The organism is Mesorhizobium sp. M8A.F.Ca.ET.207.01.1.1, assembly GCF_004794715.1.
GTDB lineage: Bacteria > Pseudomonadota > Alphaproteobacteria > Rhizobiales > Rhizobiaceae > Mesorhizobium.
This window is the reverse complement of record NZ_SRUS01000008.1, coordinates 311,482-326,887: the sequence shown is the minus strand read 5'-3', so window position 1 is coordinate 326,887 and position 15,406 is coordinate 311,482. Positions and strand designations below refer to the sequence as shown.

The following is a 15,406-nucleotide window of genomic DNA, read 5'->3' as shown; positions in this document are numbered from 1 at the left end:
GCTCTCCCGCGGCTGTAACCTCAGGTGGTACGGGCGACTTCGCCAAGCCAAGGTCCGGGCGGCCGCCCGGACCTTGGCTCAATCGCTTCAATCCCACGAAATCTCTCTCGTGTAGATACAAGGTGGCGCCGCGAAGCGGCGACGGAGTGGGGGAAGCCGGTCACGCAACGCGCAGCCGCCGAAAAGCAGGCACGACCCCGCGAGCACGAAAACTCCGGCAAGCCGGCAATCAGGCGGAAGCATTGCTTTGGCTTGAGCTGAAGGCGCGCAAGCTTGGCGGCCATCGCTTTACCCGTCAGTTTTCCATCGGCCCCTTCTTTGCAGACTTCGCCTGCCGCGAAAAATGGCTTGTCGTTGAGGTCGACGGCCACCGACACGCCGACAGCCCCTATGACCGTCGCCGCGACGATTTCATGCGCCCCCAAGGCTATTCGATCCTGCGTGTCTGGAACCATGATGTCCTGAAACAACGTACTTCCGTCTGTGAAACCATCCTTGCCGCGCTTGATGGAAGGCTCGCCGAAAACACGGCTGCATCCGACCTCCGCCTTGTTTTCACGCCCCACTCATTCGATTCAATCTCTTCAAAAACGGACCTATCTTCATGAAATCTCATGTAAAAGCGGTTGTCATCGGCGGTGGTGTCGTCGGCTGCTCGGTGCTCTATCACCTGGCCAAGGCCGGCTGGACCGACATCATGCTGATCGAGCGGTCCGAGCTGACCTCGGGCTCGTCCTGGCACGCGGCGGGCGGCTTTCATACGCTGAACGGCGATCCGAACGTCGCCAAGCTCCAGGCCTACACCGTCCAGCTCTACAAGGAGATCGAGGAGATTTCGGGCCAATCCTGCTCGCTGCACCTGACCGGCGGCGTGATGATGGCTGATACGCCCGAGCGCATGGATTTCCTGCGGCTGGCCCACGCCAAGGGCCGCTATCTCGGCATGGACACCGAGCTGATCACGCCGTCCGAGGCCAAGGCGATGTTCCCGCTGATGGACGAGACCAATTTCGTCGGCGCGATGTGGGATCCGGTCGAAGGCCATCTCGACCCCTCCGGCACCACCATCGCCTACTCCAAGGCGGCCAAGAAACTCGGCGCCGAGATCGTGCTGCGCAACCGCGTCGTCGACCTGACGCAGCAGCCGGACGGCACCTGGAACGTCGTCACCGAACAGGGCACGGTTCACGCTGAGCATGTCGTCAACTGCGGTGGCCTGTGGGCGCGCGAGATCGGCCGCATGGTCGGCGTCGAGCTGCCGGTGCTGGCCATGGAGCACATGTATCTCCTGACCGAGCCGATGCCGGAGGTCGAGGAATTCAACAAGTCGACCGGCCGCGAAATGATCGGAGTGCTTGACTTCAAGGGCGAGATCTACACCCGCCAGGAACGCAACGGCATCCTGCTCGGCACTTACGAGAAGGCCTGCAAGCCGTGGTCGCCGGTCAACACACCGTGGGATTTCGGCCATGAACTGCTGCCGCCCGATCTCGACCGCATCGCGCCGTCGCTCGAAATCGGCTTCAAGCATTTCCCCGGTATCGAAAAGGCCGGCATCAAGCAGATCATCAACGGCCCCTTCACCTTCGCGCTCGACGGAAACCCGCTGGTCGGCCCGGTGCAGGGCCTGACCAATTTCTGGTGCGCCTGCGCCGTTATGGCCGGCTTCAGCCAGGGCGGCGGCGTCGGCCTCGCTCTCTCCAATTGGATGGTCCATGGCGATCCGGGCTTCGACGTCTGGGGCATGGATGTCGCCCGCTTCGGCGAGTGGGCCGGCCTGCGCTACACCAATGCCAAGGTTCGCGAAAACTATTCGCGCCGCTTCTCGATCCGCTTCCCCAACGAGGAACTGCCGGCCGCCCGCCCGGCCCAGACGACGCCGCTTTACGACACCATGCTCACCAACAACGCCGTCATGGGCGACTCGTGGGGCCTCGAAACCCCGCTCTGGTTCGCGCCTAAGGGCAAGGAGCCGAAGGACATCGTCTCCTTCCACCGCTCCAACGATTTTGGGCCGATCGGCGAGGAAGTGCGCGCCACCCGTGAAACGGTCGGCGTCACCGAAATCGCCAACTTCGCCAAATACGAAGTGTCGGGGCCGGGTGCGGAAGAGTTCCTCAACCGGCTGATGACCAACCGCATGCCGAAGACCGGCCGCATCGTGCTGACGCCGATGATCAACGAATTCGGCAAGCTGATCGGCGACTTCACCATCGCCAAGGCCGGTGAAGACCGCTTCATGATCTGGGGGTCGTCGGCCGCGCAGAAGTACCACATGCGCTGGTTCGAAAAGCATCTGCCGAAGGATGGTTCGGTGCGCATCCATCGCTTCGACCAGACGCTGGTCGGCCTGTCGATTGCCGGGCCGAAGTCGCGTGACCTCCTGCAGAAGCTGGTCGATGTCGACATTTCGACCAAGGCGTTCCGCTTCATGGATTTCCGCGAAATGGCGGTCGGCGGCGCACCGTGCCTGGTCAACCGCATCACCTACACCGGCGACCTCGGCTATGAAATCTGGATGGCGCCGGCCTACGAGCGCCTGGTCTATAAGGCGATCAAGGAAGCGGGCGAGGAATTCGGCCTGGTCGATTTCGGCATGCGCGCCTTGCTGTCCATGCGCCTGGAAAAGAACTTCCCGACCTGGTTCCGCGAGCTGCGGCCGATCTACGGCCCGTTCGAAGGTTCGATGGACCGTTTCATCAAGCTGGAGAAGAACGACTTCATCGGCCGCGACGCCGCCGCCAAGGAACAGGCGGAAGGTCCAAAACTGCGCCGCGTCTCCTTCATCGTCGACGCGGCCGATGCCGACGTGATGGGCGACGAGCCGATCTGGGCCAAGGTCAGCAAGGATTACGGCACCGTCGAAAAGCCGCATGGCTACGGCGCGCCGCGCTTCGACACTTCAGGCAAGGAAATACGCGGTTCAAAGGCCGCCGAAGGCGCGTCCGCCGTGCGCGGCATCGTCGACGGCGACTGGCGCGTGGTCGGCTGGGTGACGTCGGGCGGCTATGCGCATTACGTGCAGAAATCGATGGCGCAAGGCTATGTGCCGGCGGCACTCGCCGAGGATGAAAGCGCCGGCCTGTTCGAGATCGAAATCCTCGGTCACCGGCGTCCGGCCCGCATCAATGTCGAGGCGCCCTTCGACCCGAGTGGCGAGAAGATGCGGAGCTGAGGTTTCGCCATGGACAGCGCGGCGCCAAAGGGAAGCTTCGGCCGCCACCGCAAGATCATGCCTTTTGTATCAGGCTCGATCGAGGCGCTGCGCGACGCCTCACGACAGAAGGCCGCTGGGCTCAACCAGCATGTGCTGGGTTATGGCGCGGTGGCTGAAGCGGAATGGGCCGCGGCAGACATTGCCGCTCCCGACCTGCCCGCCATGCGGCAATATCGGCTCGACCGCATTCGCGCCGAGCTGAAGCGCCGCGGCTATGCCGGCGCCCTGCTCTACGACCCGGTCAATATCCGCTATGCGACCGACAGCACCAACATGCAGCTCTGGGTGGCGCACAATCCGACGCGGCATTGCTTCGTCGCCACCGACGGGCCGGTGGTTCTGTTCGACTACTTTTCCTGCGAGCATCTTTCCGACCACTCCGGTGTCGTCGATGAAGTCCGCCCCGCCATTTCATGGATGTATCTCTATGGCGGCGAACTGACCGAGCAGAAAGTCCGCCGCTGGGCCGCCGCCATCGCCGATCTGGTCAGGGAGCACGGCGGCGGCAACAACCGCATCGCCGTCGACCACATCAATCCGGAAGGCGTCGAAGAGCTCCACCGCCTTGGTATCTCCCTCGGCAATGGCGAAGCCGTGATGGAAAATGCCCGGCTGATCAAATCACCGGACGAAATCCTTGCCATGCGCCGCGCCATTGTCGCCTGCGAGGCGGCAATGGGCGAGATGGAACAGGCGTTGAAGCCCGGCATCTCCGAGAACGAATTGTGGGCCGAACTGCATCGCGGCAACATCGCGCGCGGCGGCGAATGGATCGAAACGCGGCTGCTGACATCGGGACCGCGCACCAATCCGTGGTTCCAGGAATGCTCGTCGCGGATCATTGTATCAGGCGATCTTGTCGCCTTCGACACCGACCTGATCGGCCCCTACGGCTTCTGCGCCGATCTCTCACGCACCTGGCTCTGCGGCGATATAAAGCCGACCAACAAACAGCGCGACCTGTTCCGCATCGCCGCCGATCAGATCGAACACAACACGGCACTGATGCAGCCCGGCATCTCCTTCCGCGACCTTGTCGAACGCTCAGCAGTGCCGCCAGGAGACTGCTTCCCGACCCGCTACGGCGTTCTCTACCACGGCGTCGGACTTGCCGACGAATACCCGACCTTGCCGCATGCCAGCGACTGGACATCCGATACGCCCGACGGTGTGCTGGAACCAAGCATGGTGCTGTGCGTGGAGAGCTATATCGGCCGGCTCGGCGGCGGCGAAGGCGTCAAGATCGAGGAGCAGATCCTGATCACCGAGACCGGCAACGAAAAACTTTCAACCTACCCGTTGGATCAGCGGCTGCTCGGCTAGGCCGCCAAGCGCCTCGCGCATCGCGCGCACGGTCTTTTCCGGCGTCGTTTTCGCGGTGATGAACGGCAGACCTTTGCGCCGTGCTGTCCAGCCGACGATCACGACCTTGCGCGCCGCCGGCTCGAAGCGTTGTGCCAGCGCCCAGCTTTCGCAATCGAGCGCGGCGACATCCGCCATGCCTTCGGCGACCGCCACGATCGAGTCGCGATGGCCGCCGCTTTCGCCACGCGATGAAAAGATGTCCAGGTTTTCGCCGACCGCTTCCAGGTCGCGCGTCAGCGCGATGATGCCCGACATGGAATCGAGGCTGTTGAAGGTGAAGCGCTTGCCTCGGATGAGATCGAGCGGCAGCAAGGCCTTGCCGTCGGCGGGTGACCGAACCTCCGGCCCCTCGCCCGAGCGCATCACCAGCGCGCTCGAATAGAGCTCGCCCTGTCCGCCCTCATAGGCGTCATAGCTTGGCTGGCCGACCACCTGCACATGCCGGGACAAACCGAGTTCCATCGGCCCCCAACAGGTCTGCGCGAACAGCAGCGCCGGATGCAGCCAGAGCTTGTGGAAATCGAGCTCGTCCGGCGGCAGGGTCGCCGGATCCGGAGCGATCAGCCCCCCCTGGGCGTCGTGGATACCGCCTGGCACGGCGGGCAGGTCAGCGTTGCGCCGCACGATGGATTGCGGCGCATCGATACCCCTAGGCCGGAAAGCATCGCGCAACGACGCCCATTGCGCGTCGACCTCGTCGCGCACTTCGGGCCAGTCGTACATCGGCAACGCCGCAATCAATTCGCTCATGCCGATATCAAACCACATGCCTCGAAAAAAGTTCGCAAAAACGCGGCGCCCAATCAGAATTGGCCGACACGGCATCCACCCTATCGGCGGATCCTATTCCTTGGGTGGCTCGGCCGGGACCGGCACCGTGCCAAGTCCATTGATGTTGCGCGCCCTGACGCGCGGCTTGAACGCCCTGCCTGGCTCGGGCGCACGCCGCAGCACCGGATGCACGATCGGCTCCTTGGCCTTGAAGGCATAGGATTTGAGCAGCGCGAAATAGTTCGGGTAGGCATAGCCATTGTTCATCCGCAGCCATTCCTCGCGCCGGTCACGAAACAGCTTCGGCAGCCGGTACCAGGCGATCGTCGGGCTCTTGTGATGGACGAAGTGCAGATTATTGTTGAGGAACAGGAACGACAGCGGCGAGCGCTCGACGATCACCGTGCGGCCTTCCGGATGCTCCGACCACTGATGCTCGGCATAGGTGCGGATCGAGATCAGCGACTGGCCGAGCCACACCGGCACCAGCACATACAGCCAAACCGGCATGCCGAACCCGAACTGCACGACCGGCAGCACCACGGCAAGGCCGATCGCATGCAGCAGCCAGGCCTTGCGGATCGCCTTGTCGCCGGCAATCACATGCTTGGCATCGTCGATGAAGAAGCCGATGCAGGACAGCCACGGGCCGAGCACCAGACGACCAGCCATGGTGTTGTTGACCTTCAGCACGAATTTCATCAGCGGCGGCATTTCTTCGTGCATCCAGAGCGCCTGGTAATAGCTCTCGGGATCGTCCAGCGGATCGGTCAGGCGCTCGTCCGCATGGTGGCGCAGGTGAATGGTCTTGAAGCGGCGGAACGGCCACGCAAGACCGATCGGCAGGAAGACGAAGGCCTCATTGACCAAAGCGTTGCGGGTCGGGTGACCATGAAGCACCTCATGCATGATCGAGGACTGCAGAGCCAATGTAACGGCCATGACGATAAGGGCCAGGATGGGATAGGATGGCCAGAGGAAGAGGCCGGCGGCGAACCATGTGCCGTAGCAGAAGAAAGTGAGGACCACGGTCGGCCATTCGATGGCCGGTTTGCTGCTTCGACGGATGCTCTTGCCTGGTATGCTTGCCATGCTATCGACCACTGTCCCTCAGTCGCCGGAACCCCAAATGGTTCCTGACAGCATTGTGTCAGGAGAAGTGATTCCACTCAACGCGACAAAGTGCACAAAATGTTGCGATTGCGCATTTTTGACTGCATATGTTGTACATTGTAAACAATCTTAGGGATTCATTTACGCCTGGGAGCCCTGCTGCAGGGGCTTCGGCGCAAATTTTTCCTCCGGAAGACGGGAGCAAGGCCATGGACAAGCGCGATCTGTCGACGATCTTTCGGGAGCGTCTGAAGCTCCTCCTGACACGCTCGGATCTCAATCAGTCGGCGTTCGCGTCAGCGGTCGGCATCGATCGGTCGGCGCTGTCGCAGCTGATGTCGGGCGCGTCGACACGCCTGCCGCGAGCCGAAACGCTGCTCAACATAGCCGCCGAATTCAAGGTGTCGCTGGACTGGTTGCTGGGCTTGAGCCAGGACGAAGGCGTGACCGGCGAAATCCGCGAGAGCCTTGAGATCGAGGAAGCGCCCGATGGCTTCGACCGCACGCTGCTCGCCAAATGGTTCGCCGAAGCCGCTGGCACCAAGATCCGTTATGTGCCGGCCGGCATTCCCGATCTCCTGCGCACCCGCGCGCTCGTCGACTACGAGGCCAACATCACCAACAGGAGCCGCCTGGCGCAGGCCAGCGAGACGCAATACCGCATCGAATACAACCGGCGTCCGGAAACCGACATGGAAGTCTGCATGCCGCGCCACACGCTGGAGATCTTCGCCCGCGGCCTCGGGGTGTGGGACCGTTTCCCGGCAGCCGACCGCCAGCAGCAACTTGCCCATATGGCGACGCTGCTCGACGACCTCTATCCGACCTTCCGCCTGTTCCTCTATGACGGCCGCATGCGCTATTCCATCCCGCTCACCATCTTCGGTCCTTATCGCGCCGCCATCTATGTGGGAGACATGTATGTGGTGCTGAACGCCACGCAGCCGGTCCAGGCGCTGACACAGCATTTCGACAATCTGATCCGTGCCGCCGACATCAACCCGCACGAAGCGGCCGCCTTCGCCCGCAACCTGGCCGGCATGTCGTTCGCATCAGGCTCAGCCTGAGCGCGTTCTGCATCGCAATTTCATTGACTAGACATAAAGACTTCTTTATATCCTTATTCGAATTTCAAGACATGAAAGCCAATCCGATGACGACGAGCAATCCGATCGAAGCCCTGCTGGCTGAAAAGGGCGTGCTGCTGGCCGATGGCGCCACGGGCACCAATCTGTTCGCCATGGGTCTGGAGGCCGGCGAGGCGCCGGAACTGCTGAACGAAACGGCGCCCGACACCATCACCAGCCTGCACCAGAATTTCGTCGACGCAGGCGCCGACATCATCCTGACCAACTCCTTCGGCGGTACCCGCCACCGGCTGAAGCTGCATCATGCGCAGGACCGCGTCCATGCGCTGAACAAACGCGCCGCCGAGATCGCCCGCGCTGTCGCCGACAAGGCCGGCCGCAAGGTGATCGTTGCTGGTTCGGTCGGCCCGACCGGCGAATTGCTGGTGCCGCTTGGCGCCATGACCTATGACGAGGCGGTCGACGCCTTTGCCGAACAGATCGAGGGTCTCAAGGAAGGTGGCGCCGAAGTCGCCTGGATCGAGACCATGTCGGCGCCCGACGAGATCCGCGCCGCCGCCGAGGCCGCCATCCGCGTCGGCCTTCCCTACACCTATACTGGCTCGTTCGACACCGCCGGCCGCACCATGATGGGCCTGCTGCCGAAAGATATCCACGGCGTCGCCGACGGCCTGTCGCAGGCGCCGCTCGGCGTTGGCGCCAATTGCGGCGTCGGCGCCTCCGACATCCTGGCTTCGCTGCTCGATATGACGCAGGCGAAGCCGGAGGCGACCGTCATCGTCAAGGGCAATTGCGGCATCCCCGAATTCCGTGGCACCGAAATCCACTATTCCGGCACGCCCGAATTGATGGCCGACTATGTCCGGCTGGCCGTGGATGGTGGAGCCAAAATCATCGGCGGCTGCTGCGGCACCTCGTTTCAGCATCTTGCCGCGATGCGCAAGGCGCTCGACGCCCACACCAGGGCGGATCGTCCGACGGTCGAAAAGATCGTCGAGCGCATCGGTCCGATGCGCAACAAGGTGGCGACGGCAAACACCGCCGAGACCAGCGAAGCCCGCCGCGAGCGGCGCCGCGGCCGGGCCTGACGCGATTTCTTTTGCGGCTATTCGCTGTTGTCGGCGTAACTCGACTGCGCCGACCTGAAATCGACGACATTGTCGCCGCGCATTGTCGCCAGCACACCCGACGCGCCCGGATCGGTAATCTGCTCCAGCATGGCGCGGAAGCGGTCATTGGTCAGCGCCGACATGGCGGTGTGACGCGCCTGCGCGACATCATCGCTGATGCGTCTGGATTCGGCTGACGGGGCTGATGAAACCGCCGAAGCATCCCGTGCCGGCGGAGTCGAGTTGGCGATGGTTCTGATCTGCAATTCCGGCTCCCTCAAGCCTTAGACATGACCGGTGTAGCGAGAGGAAATTGCTATCCGGTACCGGAAATGCAGCGCAATTTAACGATCCGGCGCGCTGCCCTAGGATCTGTTGAGATTCAGGTCAGGCCGAGCCGAAAACAGTGACTTTCGAGAACCGGAGCGGAGCGTACTTAAGTACGTGAGCACCGGAAGCGCAGGAAGCCACTGTTTGCAGGCCGCCATCACCTGAATATCAACAGATCCGAAAAAAAGGCCGGCAAGGGAAAGTATCCCTCGCCGGCCTGCCTCACCCGCCCGTGGGCCGGCTATCAGAACGATCCCATCATCTGAAAGAAACCGGCCTTCATCGCCACTACCGGTTACCGCCCAGCGCCGAGGCAAGGCGCACAAGCGAAAGGAACTCGGACCTGTACCCAAACGGGTCGGCTCCTCGGGCGGCAGTGGCAATCTCCATGATCTTGTCGTAACCGAACTTCGCGGTCGCATCCTCGTCGCGCAGCTTCTGGCCGAAGGCCGCCACCGCGACGGAAAAGCGCTGGTCGGTGCTCGCCTGGTCGAAGGACGCCACCTCGTTGGCCGCGGTCACCGGCGTGGTGATCAGCTTCGAGACGTCCTCGTTCGGCAGCTTGTAGCGGATCTTGACGAAGGCATATTCGTCCGCATTGGCAACGCCGCCATTGTTGACCGTGGCCTGACCATAGCGCAGCGGATCGATCTGCTCGCCGCCACTGCCTTTGGGCGTGATCTCATAGATCGCGGTGACCGAATGGCCCGACCCGATATCGCCGGCGTCGACGCGGTCATTGTTGAAATCCTCGCGGTTGAGCGCCCGCGTCTCGTAGCCGATCAGGCGATATTCGGAGACCTTGTCCGGATTGAACTCGACCTGGATCTTCACGTCCTTGGCGATGGTGAACAGCGTCGAGGACGCGTCCTCGACCAGCACCTTCTCGGCCTCGGCCAGCGTGTCGATATAGGCGGCGGTGCCGTTGCCGTTCTGAGCAATGTTCTGCATCATCTCATCGTTCAGATTGCCGCGGCCGAAGCCGAACACCGACAGGAACACGCCGGTCTTGCGCTCGCTCTCGATCAGGCGCTTCAGGTCGTCGTCATCGGTCTGGCCGACATTGAAGTCGCCGTCCGTGGCAAGCATCACCCGGTTGACGCCGTCCTTGATGAAGGACTGCTGGGCAAGCTTGTAGGCTTCCTTGATGCCGGCCTCACCTGCCGTCGAGCCGCCGGGCTGCAGCTTGTCGATGGCATTGAGAATCTTGTCCTTCTCGGCAATCTTTGTCGGCATCAGCACGGTGCCGGCGTCACCCGCATAGGTGACGATCGAGATCGTGTCGTCGGCCTTCAGCTTGCTGACCAGCAGGCGGAATGCCGATTTGAGCAGCGGCAGCTTGTCCGGCTCGTCCATCGAGCCCGAGACATCGATCAGGAAGACCAGATTGGCCTTCGGCTGCTCGGTCGGCTTGATGTCGAACCCTTTGATGGCGACATGCATCAGCTTGGTGTGCTCGTTCCACGGCGTCGGCATGACGCTGACGGTCGAGTTGAACGGCGTCGATGCCGAGTCCGGCCCCTTCCAGTCATAGGGGAAGTAATTGATCATCTCCTCGACCCGGACCGTGTCGGCCTGCGGAACCGACCCTTCCTTCAGCGAACGGCGCACGAAGGAATAGGAGGCGGTGTCGACATCGATCGAGAAGGTCGAGACCGGGTCTTGCAGGGCCGCATGCACCGGATTGGTCTTGAAGTCCTCGATGCGGTTGCGGTTTTCCTCTTGCGGCGCGATCTGATCCGCCGGTGCGGTCGGCTGCGGCGCCATCAGCTTGGATTCGGCAGCCGGCATGCGGGCAACCCGCGACGGCGCGCTTGTCGTGCCGTCGACCGCGAACTCGCCTGTCGGGGCCGGCGCTGGCTTGTAAGCCCGCAAAGTGGCCGACTCGGGTTCGTTGACCGTTGCCGGGGCCTCATTCGGCGTCACGTCACGCGTGCGTCCGTCCTGCTGCGCCACGCCGCCTGCGGCAGTCGTCTGCGGCTGCGGCGGCGAGGTTGGTGGCGCAAGCGCGTCGCTGGCATCGCGGCTTTCCACATCCGCGTCGGCCTTCTTGTCTTTCGCCAGTTCCGTCGGGGCCTGCTTCGGCTCGGCGGTGGCCGGCTTCAGCGTTGCCGGCTTGTCGGCCAGCGTCTCGGTGATCTTCTCGTCGCCGCCGAACGGCGACGGCTGTTCCCTCAGCATATGGAAGGTGGCGTATCCGGCGATCGGCAGGGCGACGAGCCCGGCAAGGGCCGGCGTGGCAATGAGTTTCTTTTGCATGATCTTGCTCCAGAGCTTTTGTGCTCGCTCTGTGAGACGAAGGCCGCCGACCGATCCTTGGGTGACGGCGGAAATATTTTCCTGATCGTAGGCGCGCAGGGCGGCCTCGAAGGCACGCGCCTTCGCGCTCTCGCCGGGTGCGGGTATTGCTGCGTCGCGCAGCTTTCTGAGTTCGTTGTCGTCGACCATGGTCACACTTCCCCGGCTGAACGCATCAACGTCTTCAGCCGTTTCTTCGCTTCATGGATGTGCCAGGAAACCGTCGTCTCCGAGATCGCCATCGCCTCGGCGGCAGCCGCATGGCTCAAGCCTTCGCCATAAACAAGCATCACGGCATCGCGCTGCTTGTCCGGCAATTGCCGCACCGCCGCCCACAGCGCCTCGGCAGAGTCTTCGCTCTCCGCCGGGACCTCGCCCGAAATCAGCGCATGGACGCCATAGGCCTCGGTCTTGACCGTCTCGCGCGCGGTCTTGCGCATCATGTCGCGCGCGGCGTTCATCGTCATGGCATAGAGCCATGTCGTGAACGCGCCGCCGCCGCGATAGTCGCGAATCGCCTTGCCGAGCCGGACGCAGACTTCCTGGGCGATGTCTTCCGCATCGGCCTTCCTGCCGCACCAGCGATAGGCGGCGCGATAGACGAAGTCGTAGTGACGCTCCAGCAATTTGCCGAAGGCCCCCCTGTCTCCGCCCTTCGCCCACCCGATCAGTTCGGCGTCGGAGGCTTCGCTCTCATCCAGCATCATCGCCATCATTTGCCTGTTGGACGAAGGCTAATGGCTAATCCTTGGGGTGATGGAAAGATTTTTTTCGAACAGGGCCTTTTGCAGCTAGGGGCAGGTTGAGATTCAGGTCAGGCCGGCCTCACCTGAATATCAACACGCCTGGCCCGCCGCCCAGCCCGACGACCATGCCCACTGGAAATTATAGCCGCCGAGCCAGCCGGTGACGTCGACGACCTCGCCGATGAAGAACAGACCAGGTATCGATTTCGCCCGCATGGTCTTCTGGTCGAGCCCGTTGGTGTCCACCCCGCCGAGCGTCACTTCCGCCGTACGGTAGCCCTCCGACCCGGCTGGCTTGATGCGCCAGTCGTTGACCGCGGCCTCGATGGTTTTGATCTGGGCCTCGGAAAGATCGGCAAGATTGCCGTCGAGTCCGGTTCGCTCGGCTATCGCCTGGGCAAGCCGTTTCGGCAAGTGATTTGCCAGCACCGTCTGCACCGCTTGCCGGCCATTGCCGCGCTTGGCGACGCGGACGAGCTCAGCCACATCCGTGCCCGGCAGCATGGCGATGCGGATTTCATCACCCTCGCGCCAGTAGGAGGAGATTTGCAGGATGGATGGCCCGCTTACGCCGCGATGCGTGAACAGCATCGCCTCGGAAAACCGCGCCCTGCCGCAGGCAATCTCGGCGTCGACGGCGTTCCCGGCCAGGGGCGAAAGCCGATCGAGCGTTTTTGCATCGAAGGTCAGCGGCACCAGGGCAGGCCGTGTTTCTACGACGGCAAGGCCAAACCGATCGGCAAGCTCGTAGCCGAAGCCCGTCGCGCCCATCTTGGGGATCGACTTGCCGCCACAGGCCACGACCAGGGACCGGCAAGAGACCGAGCCGGCGGAGAGCCTGAGTTCAAACCCTTCCTCGGTCTTGTCGATAGTTTCAACTGAAGTCGACAATACCAGCTCGGCGCCCCTGCCCTGCATTTCCGAGACCAGCATGTCGATGATCTGGCGCGCCGAGCCGTCACAAAAAAGCTGCCCCAGTGTCTTCTCGTGATAGGCAATGCCGTAGCGTTCGACGAGCGCAATGAAGTCGCGCTGCGTATAGCGGCTGAGCGCCGAGATGCAGAAATGCGGATTCCTCGAGATGAAATTCTTCGGGCTCGCATGGATGTTGGTGAAATTGCACCGACCGCCGCCGGAGATGCGGATCTTTTCGCCAGGTGCCGCCGCATGATCGAGGATGAGCACCGAACGGCCGCGCTTGGCGGCCTCCACGGCGCACATCAATCCGGCGGCGCCGGCGCCAATGATCACGACATCATAGGATTGCATCAGGCTGATCGATCCCGCATGACCCGCGCCGCTTTAGCGGGCGAGCCGGTCATCCGCCTGATACCTCCAATGTGGCGCGCGGCCAACAGGGTGGCGAAGGCTCAGACCAGCGTTTCGGCGAACAAATCCGTCAATCGCTTCCAATGCCGCTCGGCACCGGCTGCATTGAAGACACTATGGTCGGGCACACACCAGCCATGCGCCATGCCGACATAATTCTCGATCGTGTGGTCGACTTCAGCATTCCGCAGCGCCTCTTCCAGCCTCGTCGACTGTTCCGGCGGAAAGCTCCGGTCGACGCCCGCCATGCCGACATAGATGCGCGCCTTGATGGAAGCCGCCTTGCGGTGCGGACTGTCGGCGGCATCGCTGGCGAGGTTGCCGCCATGGAAACTGGCGGCGGCCCGGATCCTGTCGGGATAGGTCGCGGCGGCGTTGAGCGCCCGCGCGCCGCCCATGCAATAGCCGACGACACCAACAGGTCCGGCGATCCTCTCGGCGGCCAGAGCATCGAGGAAGGCGCTGCCGTCGCGGATGGTCATGCCCTGCGTCGTGCCGCCGCTCAGCATCAACAGCAGGGCCTTGGTCTTTGCCTCGGCAAAGGCGGTTTTGGGATCGAACGGGCCATACGGCGCATAGCGGTAGAAGAGATCGGGCACCAGCACGGCATAGCCATGCCCCGCGAGGCGCTCGGCCATCTGGTCGAGCACCGGACGCGGACCGAAAATATCCATGTAGATGATGATGCCGGCCCTGGCGGGCGCGGCTGGACGAAACAGCCGTGCCTTCGCCGTGCCGTCCAGGGTCTTGATCTCGATGTCCTGCTTCGTCATTGCGCGCTCCGCCGGTTGCCAGGCGATAGATATCCGCGCCGCCCGCCAGGGCAAGCCGCAACCTGCCGATCTCGGTCAAGTTTCCGTGCGTTCGGAGGAACCCTACAGCCCGGCGAACGCCGCCATGTGGAAAGCCTGGACATGGGCCGGATAGCGATGCTCAGCGCCGTAGGGACAGGCGTTGCGGTCGAGGCAGCCTTCGGCGCGGCAAGGCGCACCATCCGTGCCGCGCACATGCGCCAGGCACGCCTGGTGCGCGAAGCCGTCCACCGAATAGGCGCCGACTGGACAGGATTTCAGGCAGGGTTTTTCGATGCATGCGTCGCAAAGGTGAATCGCTGCGTCAGCTTCGGGGGTCGCGATCTCCCGATCGAACAGCAATGCGCCGCGATAGGCGTGCCAGAGCCCATATTTCGGATGCATCAGGATCCCCAGCGGCGACGGTTTCAGCCCCTCGGCCCGCATCGCCCATCGCTGGAACGGCAGATACGGGCGGTCCGAAGGCGACACAGCGCGCGCGCCGAAATCGTCGGCAACGGCGCCGATGACCGCGCGCGACCATGTGTCGAGCGGATTGATGGCGGACGGTGGCTGCTTCTCACGCCACCGCAGGAAGTGCGGCCACGGCGCCGCGCCCGCCTGCCCGACCAGCAGCACCGACCTGGCTGGGACGCCTGATGAGCCTAGGGGAACGTCTTCGCCATCGACGAAATTGAAGCCGCCGCGGACAATTAGTCCATATCGGACCAGGGCCCCGCTGAGATGATCATAGCTACGGATCATCGGGCTTCAGCTTCGCTTTTAGCTCGCGAACTGCGTCGCTCTCGTTTTGGATCGTGCGGGTGAGAACAGCCGTAGACCTTGCGAATCCAAGCTTGCCCTCGGTCGTCAACGATCATCACAGCGCACGTGTATCCGGTTTCGTCCGCCGAGCACTGCCTGGTTTTCGGGAGATCGAACTCAATTTCAATTTGGCTAGAACAAACCCGAAGACCCTTTGCGGCAGTTTGAGTTTCGATCATTGACCGGTATTTGGCGGCTATCGAAGCGAATTCCGACAGCGTACCTGATAACTGGCCTGATAAGTCAATCGGGATTTTGGCCGTAGAGTGCTCTCGTGCGTGCGCGTGAAGTTTGCCGATGGCCCAATAACCATCGGCGTCGTTGTTGCGGCTGATGAATGACGCGGCGACATCAGCCGCGATCCCCCTCAATGCCTTTCGACCCATCTCGATCTCCGACCGCCCGCCCGGAGAATAGCGGCGGC

General features: G+C 62.8%; 14 protein-coding genes. 5 read left to right on the top strand and 9 right to left on the bottom strand.

Annotation, left to right across the window (positions count from 1 at the left end):
- The 3 genes from EN850_RS24385 to EN850_RS24375 form a co-directional block, all read left to right on the top strand.
- The coding region (locus EN850_RS24385; RefSeq protein ID WP_348642448.1) for a DUF559 domain-containing protein at positions 1 to 608 on the top strand (608 nt) is incomplete at its 5' end.
- Positions 605 to 3,175, top strand: a complete 2,571-nt coding sequence (locus EN850_RS24380; protein WP_136092436.1) for an FAD-dependent oxidoreductase — start codon at positions 605 to 607, stop codon at positions 3,173 to 3,175. The genes EN850_RS24385 and EN850_RS24380, both read left to right, overlap by 4 nt.
- A 9-nt stretch (positions 3,176 to 3,184) precedes the next feature.
- On the top strand, positions 3,185 to 4,540 hold the full coding sequence (locus tag EN850_RS24375) for a Xaa-Pro peptidase family protein (RefSeq protein WP_136092435.1): 1,356 nt from the start codon (positions 3,185 to 3,187) through the stop codon (positions 4,538 to 4,540).
- Here EN850_RS24375 and EN850_RS24370 read toward each other — a convergent pair.
- Together EN850_RS24370 and EN850_RS24365 are read right to left on the bottom strand one after the other, a co-directional pair.
- Positions 4,505 to 5,332 carry a PhnD/SsuA/transferrin family substrate-binding protein gene (locus EN850_RS24370; protein WP_135866730.1) on the bottom strand — a complete coding sequence of 276 codons (828 nt, stop codon included), beginning with the start codon at positions 5,330 to 5,332 and terminating at the stop codon, positions 4,505 to 4,507. The genes EN850_RS24375 and EN850_RS24370 overlap by 36 nt on opposite strands.
- Positions 5,333 to 5,425: 93 nt before the next feature.
- Positions 5,426 to 6,445: a fatty acid desaturase gene (locus EN850_RS24365; RefSeq protein ID WP_189343746.1), complete on the bottom strand. Its 1,020-nt coding sequence runs from the start codon at positions 6,443 to 6,445 to the stop codon at positions 5,426 to 5,428.
- Between the two features lie 230 nt (positions 6,446 to 6,675).
- Here EN850_RS24365 and EN850_RS24360 point away from each other — a divergent pair, with 230 nt between their 5' ends.
- Positions 6,676 to 7,533 (top strand): helix-turn-helix transcriptional regulator, encoded by an 858-nt coding sequence (locus EN850_RS24360; RefSeq protein ID WP_127280234.1) that lies wholly within the window; start codon positions 6,676 to 6,678, stop codon positions 7,531 to 7,533.
- A gap of 86 nt (positions 7,534 to 7,619) precedes the next feature.
- Positions 7,620 to 8,642, top strand: coding sequence for a betaine--homocysteine S-methyltransferase (gene bmt, locus EN850_RS24355; protein ID WP_189521746.1), 1,023 nt, complete (start codon positions 7,620 to 7,622; stop codon positions 8,640 to 8,642).
- A 17-nt stretch (positions 8,643 to 8,659) separates the two neighbouring features.
- Here the strand turns inward: bmt and EN850_RS36460 are convergent, their stop codons facing one another.
- The 7 genes from EN850_RS36460 to EN850_RS24320 form a co-directional block, all read right to left on the bottom strand.
- Positions 8,660 to 8,929, bottom strand: coding sequence for a hypothetical protein (locus EN850_RS36460; RefSeq protein ID WP_167531374.1), 270 nt, complete (start codon positions 8,927 to 8,929; stop codon positions 8,660 to 8,662).
- A gap of 352 nt (positions 8,930 to 9,281) precedes the next feature.
- Complete coding sequence (locus tag EN850_RS24345; protein ID WP_136092434.1) at positions 9,282 to 11,441, bottom strand: VWA domain-containing protein; 2,160 nt, start codon at positions 11,439 to 11,441, stop codon at positions 9,282 to 9,284.
- 2 nt (positions 11,442 to 11,443) lie between these two features.
- Positions 11,444 to 12,004, bottom strand: coding sequence for an RNA polymerase sigma factor (locus EN850_RS24340; RefSeq protein ID WP_136092433.1), 561 nt, complete (start codon positions 12,002 to 12,004; stop codon positions 11,444 to 11,446).
- 123 nt (positions 12,005 to 12,127) lie between these two features.
- Positions 12,128 to 13,306, bottom strand: coding sequence for an NAD(P)/FAD-dependent oxidoreductase (locus EN850_RS24335; protein WP_135922127.1), 1,179 nt, complete (start codon positions 13,304 to 13,306; stop codon positions 12,128 to 12,130).
- 101 nt (positions 13,307 to 13,407) lie between these two features.
- Positions 13,408 to 14,139 (bottom strand): dienelactone hydrolase family protein, encoded by a 732-nt coding sequence (locus tag EN850_RS24330; RefSeq protein WP_135880608.1) that lies wholly within the window; start codon positions 14,137 to 14,139, stop codon positions 13,408 to 13,410.
- 102 nt (positions 14,140 to 14,241) lie between these two features.
- Positions 14,242 to 14,922 (bottom strand): 4Fe-4S dicluster domain-containing protein, encoded by a 681-nt coding sequence (locus EN850_RS24325; RefSeq protein ID WP_136092432.1) that lies wholly within the window; start codon positions 14,920 to 14,922, stop codon positions 14,242 to 14,244.
- Positions 14,919 to 15,368: a hypothetical protein gene (locus tag EN850_RS24320; RefSeq protein WP_136092431.1), complete on the bottom strand. Its 450-nt coding sequence runs from the start codon at positions 15,366 to 15,368 to the stop codon at positions 14,919 to 14,921. Before EN850_RS24320 ends, EN850_RS24325 begins: the two co-directional genes overlap by 4 nt.
- Between the last annotated feature and the right edge of the window lie 38 nt (positions 15,369 to 15,406).

Coding starts and splice junctions, on each gene's coding strand:
- EN850_RS24370 (WP_135866730.1), bottom strand. CDS start 5,332: ATGAGCGAATTGATTGCGGCGTTGCCGATGTACGACTGGCCCGAAGTG.
- EN850_RS24375 (WP_136092435.1), top strand. CDS start 3,185: ATGGACAGCGCGGCGCCAAAGGGAAGCTTCGGCCGCCACCGCAAGATC.
- EN850_RS24335 (WP_135922127.1), bottom strand. CDS start 13,306: ATGCAATCCTATGATGTCGTGATCATTGGCGCCGGCGCCGCCGGATTG.
- EN850_RS24320 (WP_136092431.1), bottom strand. CDS start 15,368: ATGGGTCGAAAGGCATTGAGGGGGATCGCGGCTGATGTCGCCGCGTCA.
- EN850_RS24360 (WP_127280234.1), top strand. CDS start 6,676: ATGGACAAGCGCGATCTGTCGACGATCTTTCGGGAGCGTCTGAAGCTC.
- EN850_RS24345 (WP_136092434.1), bottom strand. CDS start 11,441: ATGGTCGACGACAACGAACTCAGAAAGCTGCGCGACGCAGCAATACCC.
- EN850_RS24340 (WP_136092433.1), bottom strand. CDS start 12,004: ATGGCGATGATGCTGGATGAGAGCGAAGCCTCCGACGCCGAACTGATC.
- EN850_RS24365 (WP_189343746.1), bottom strand. CDS start 6,445: ATGGCAAGCATACCAGGCAAGAGCATCCGTCGAAGCAGCAAACCGGCC.
- bmt (WP_189521746.1), top strand. CDS start 7,620: ATGACGACGAGCAATCCGATCGAAGCCCTGCTGGCTGAAAAGGGCGTG.
- EN850_RS24330 (WP_135880608.1), bottom strand. CDS start 14,139: ATGACGAAGCAGGACATCGAGATCAAGACCCTGGACGGCACGGCGAAG.
- EN850_RS24380 (WP_136092436.1), top strand. CDS start 605: ATGAAATCTCATGTAAAAGCGGTTGTCATCGGCGGTGGTGTCGTCGGC.
- EN850_RS24325 (WP_136092432.1), bottom strand. CDS start 14,922: ATGATCCGTAGCTATGATCATCTCAGCGGGGCCCTGGTCCGATATGGA.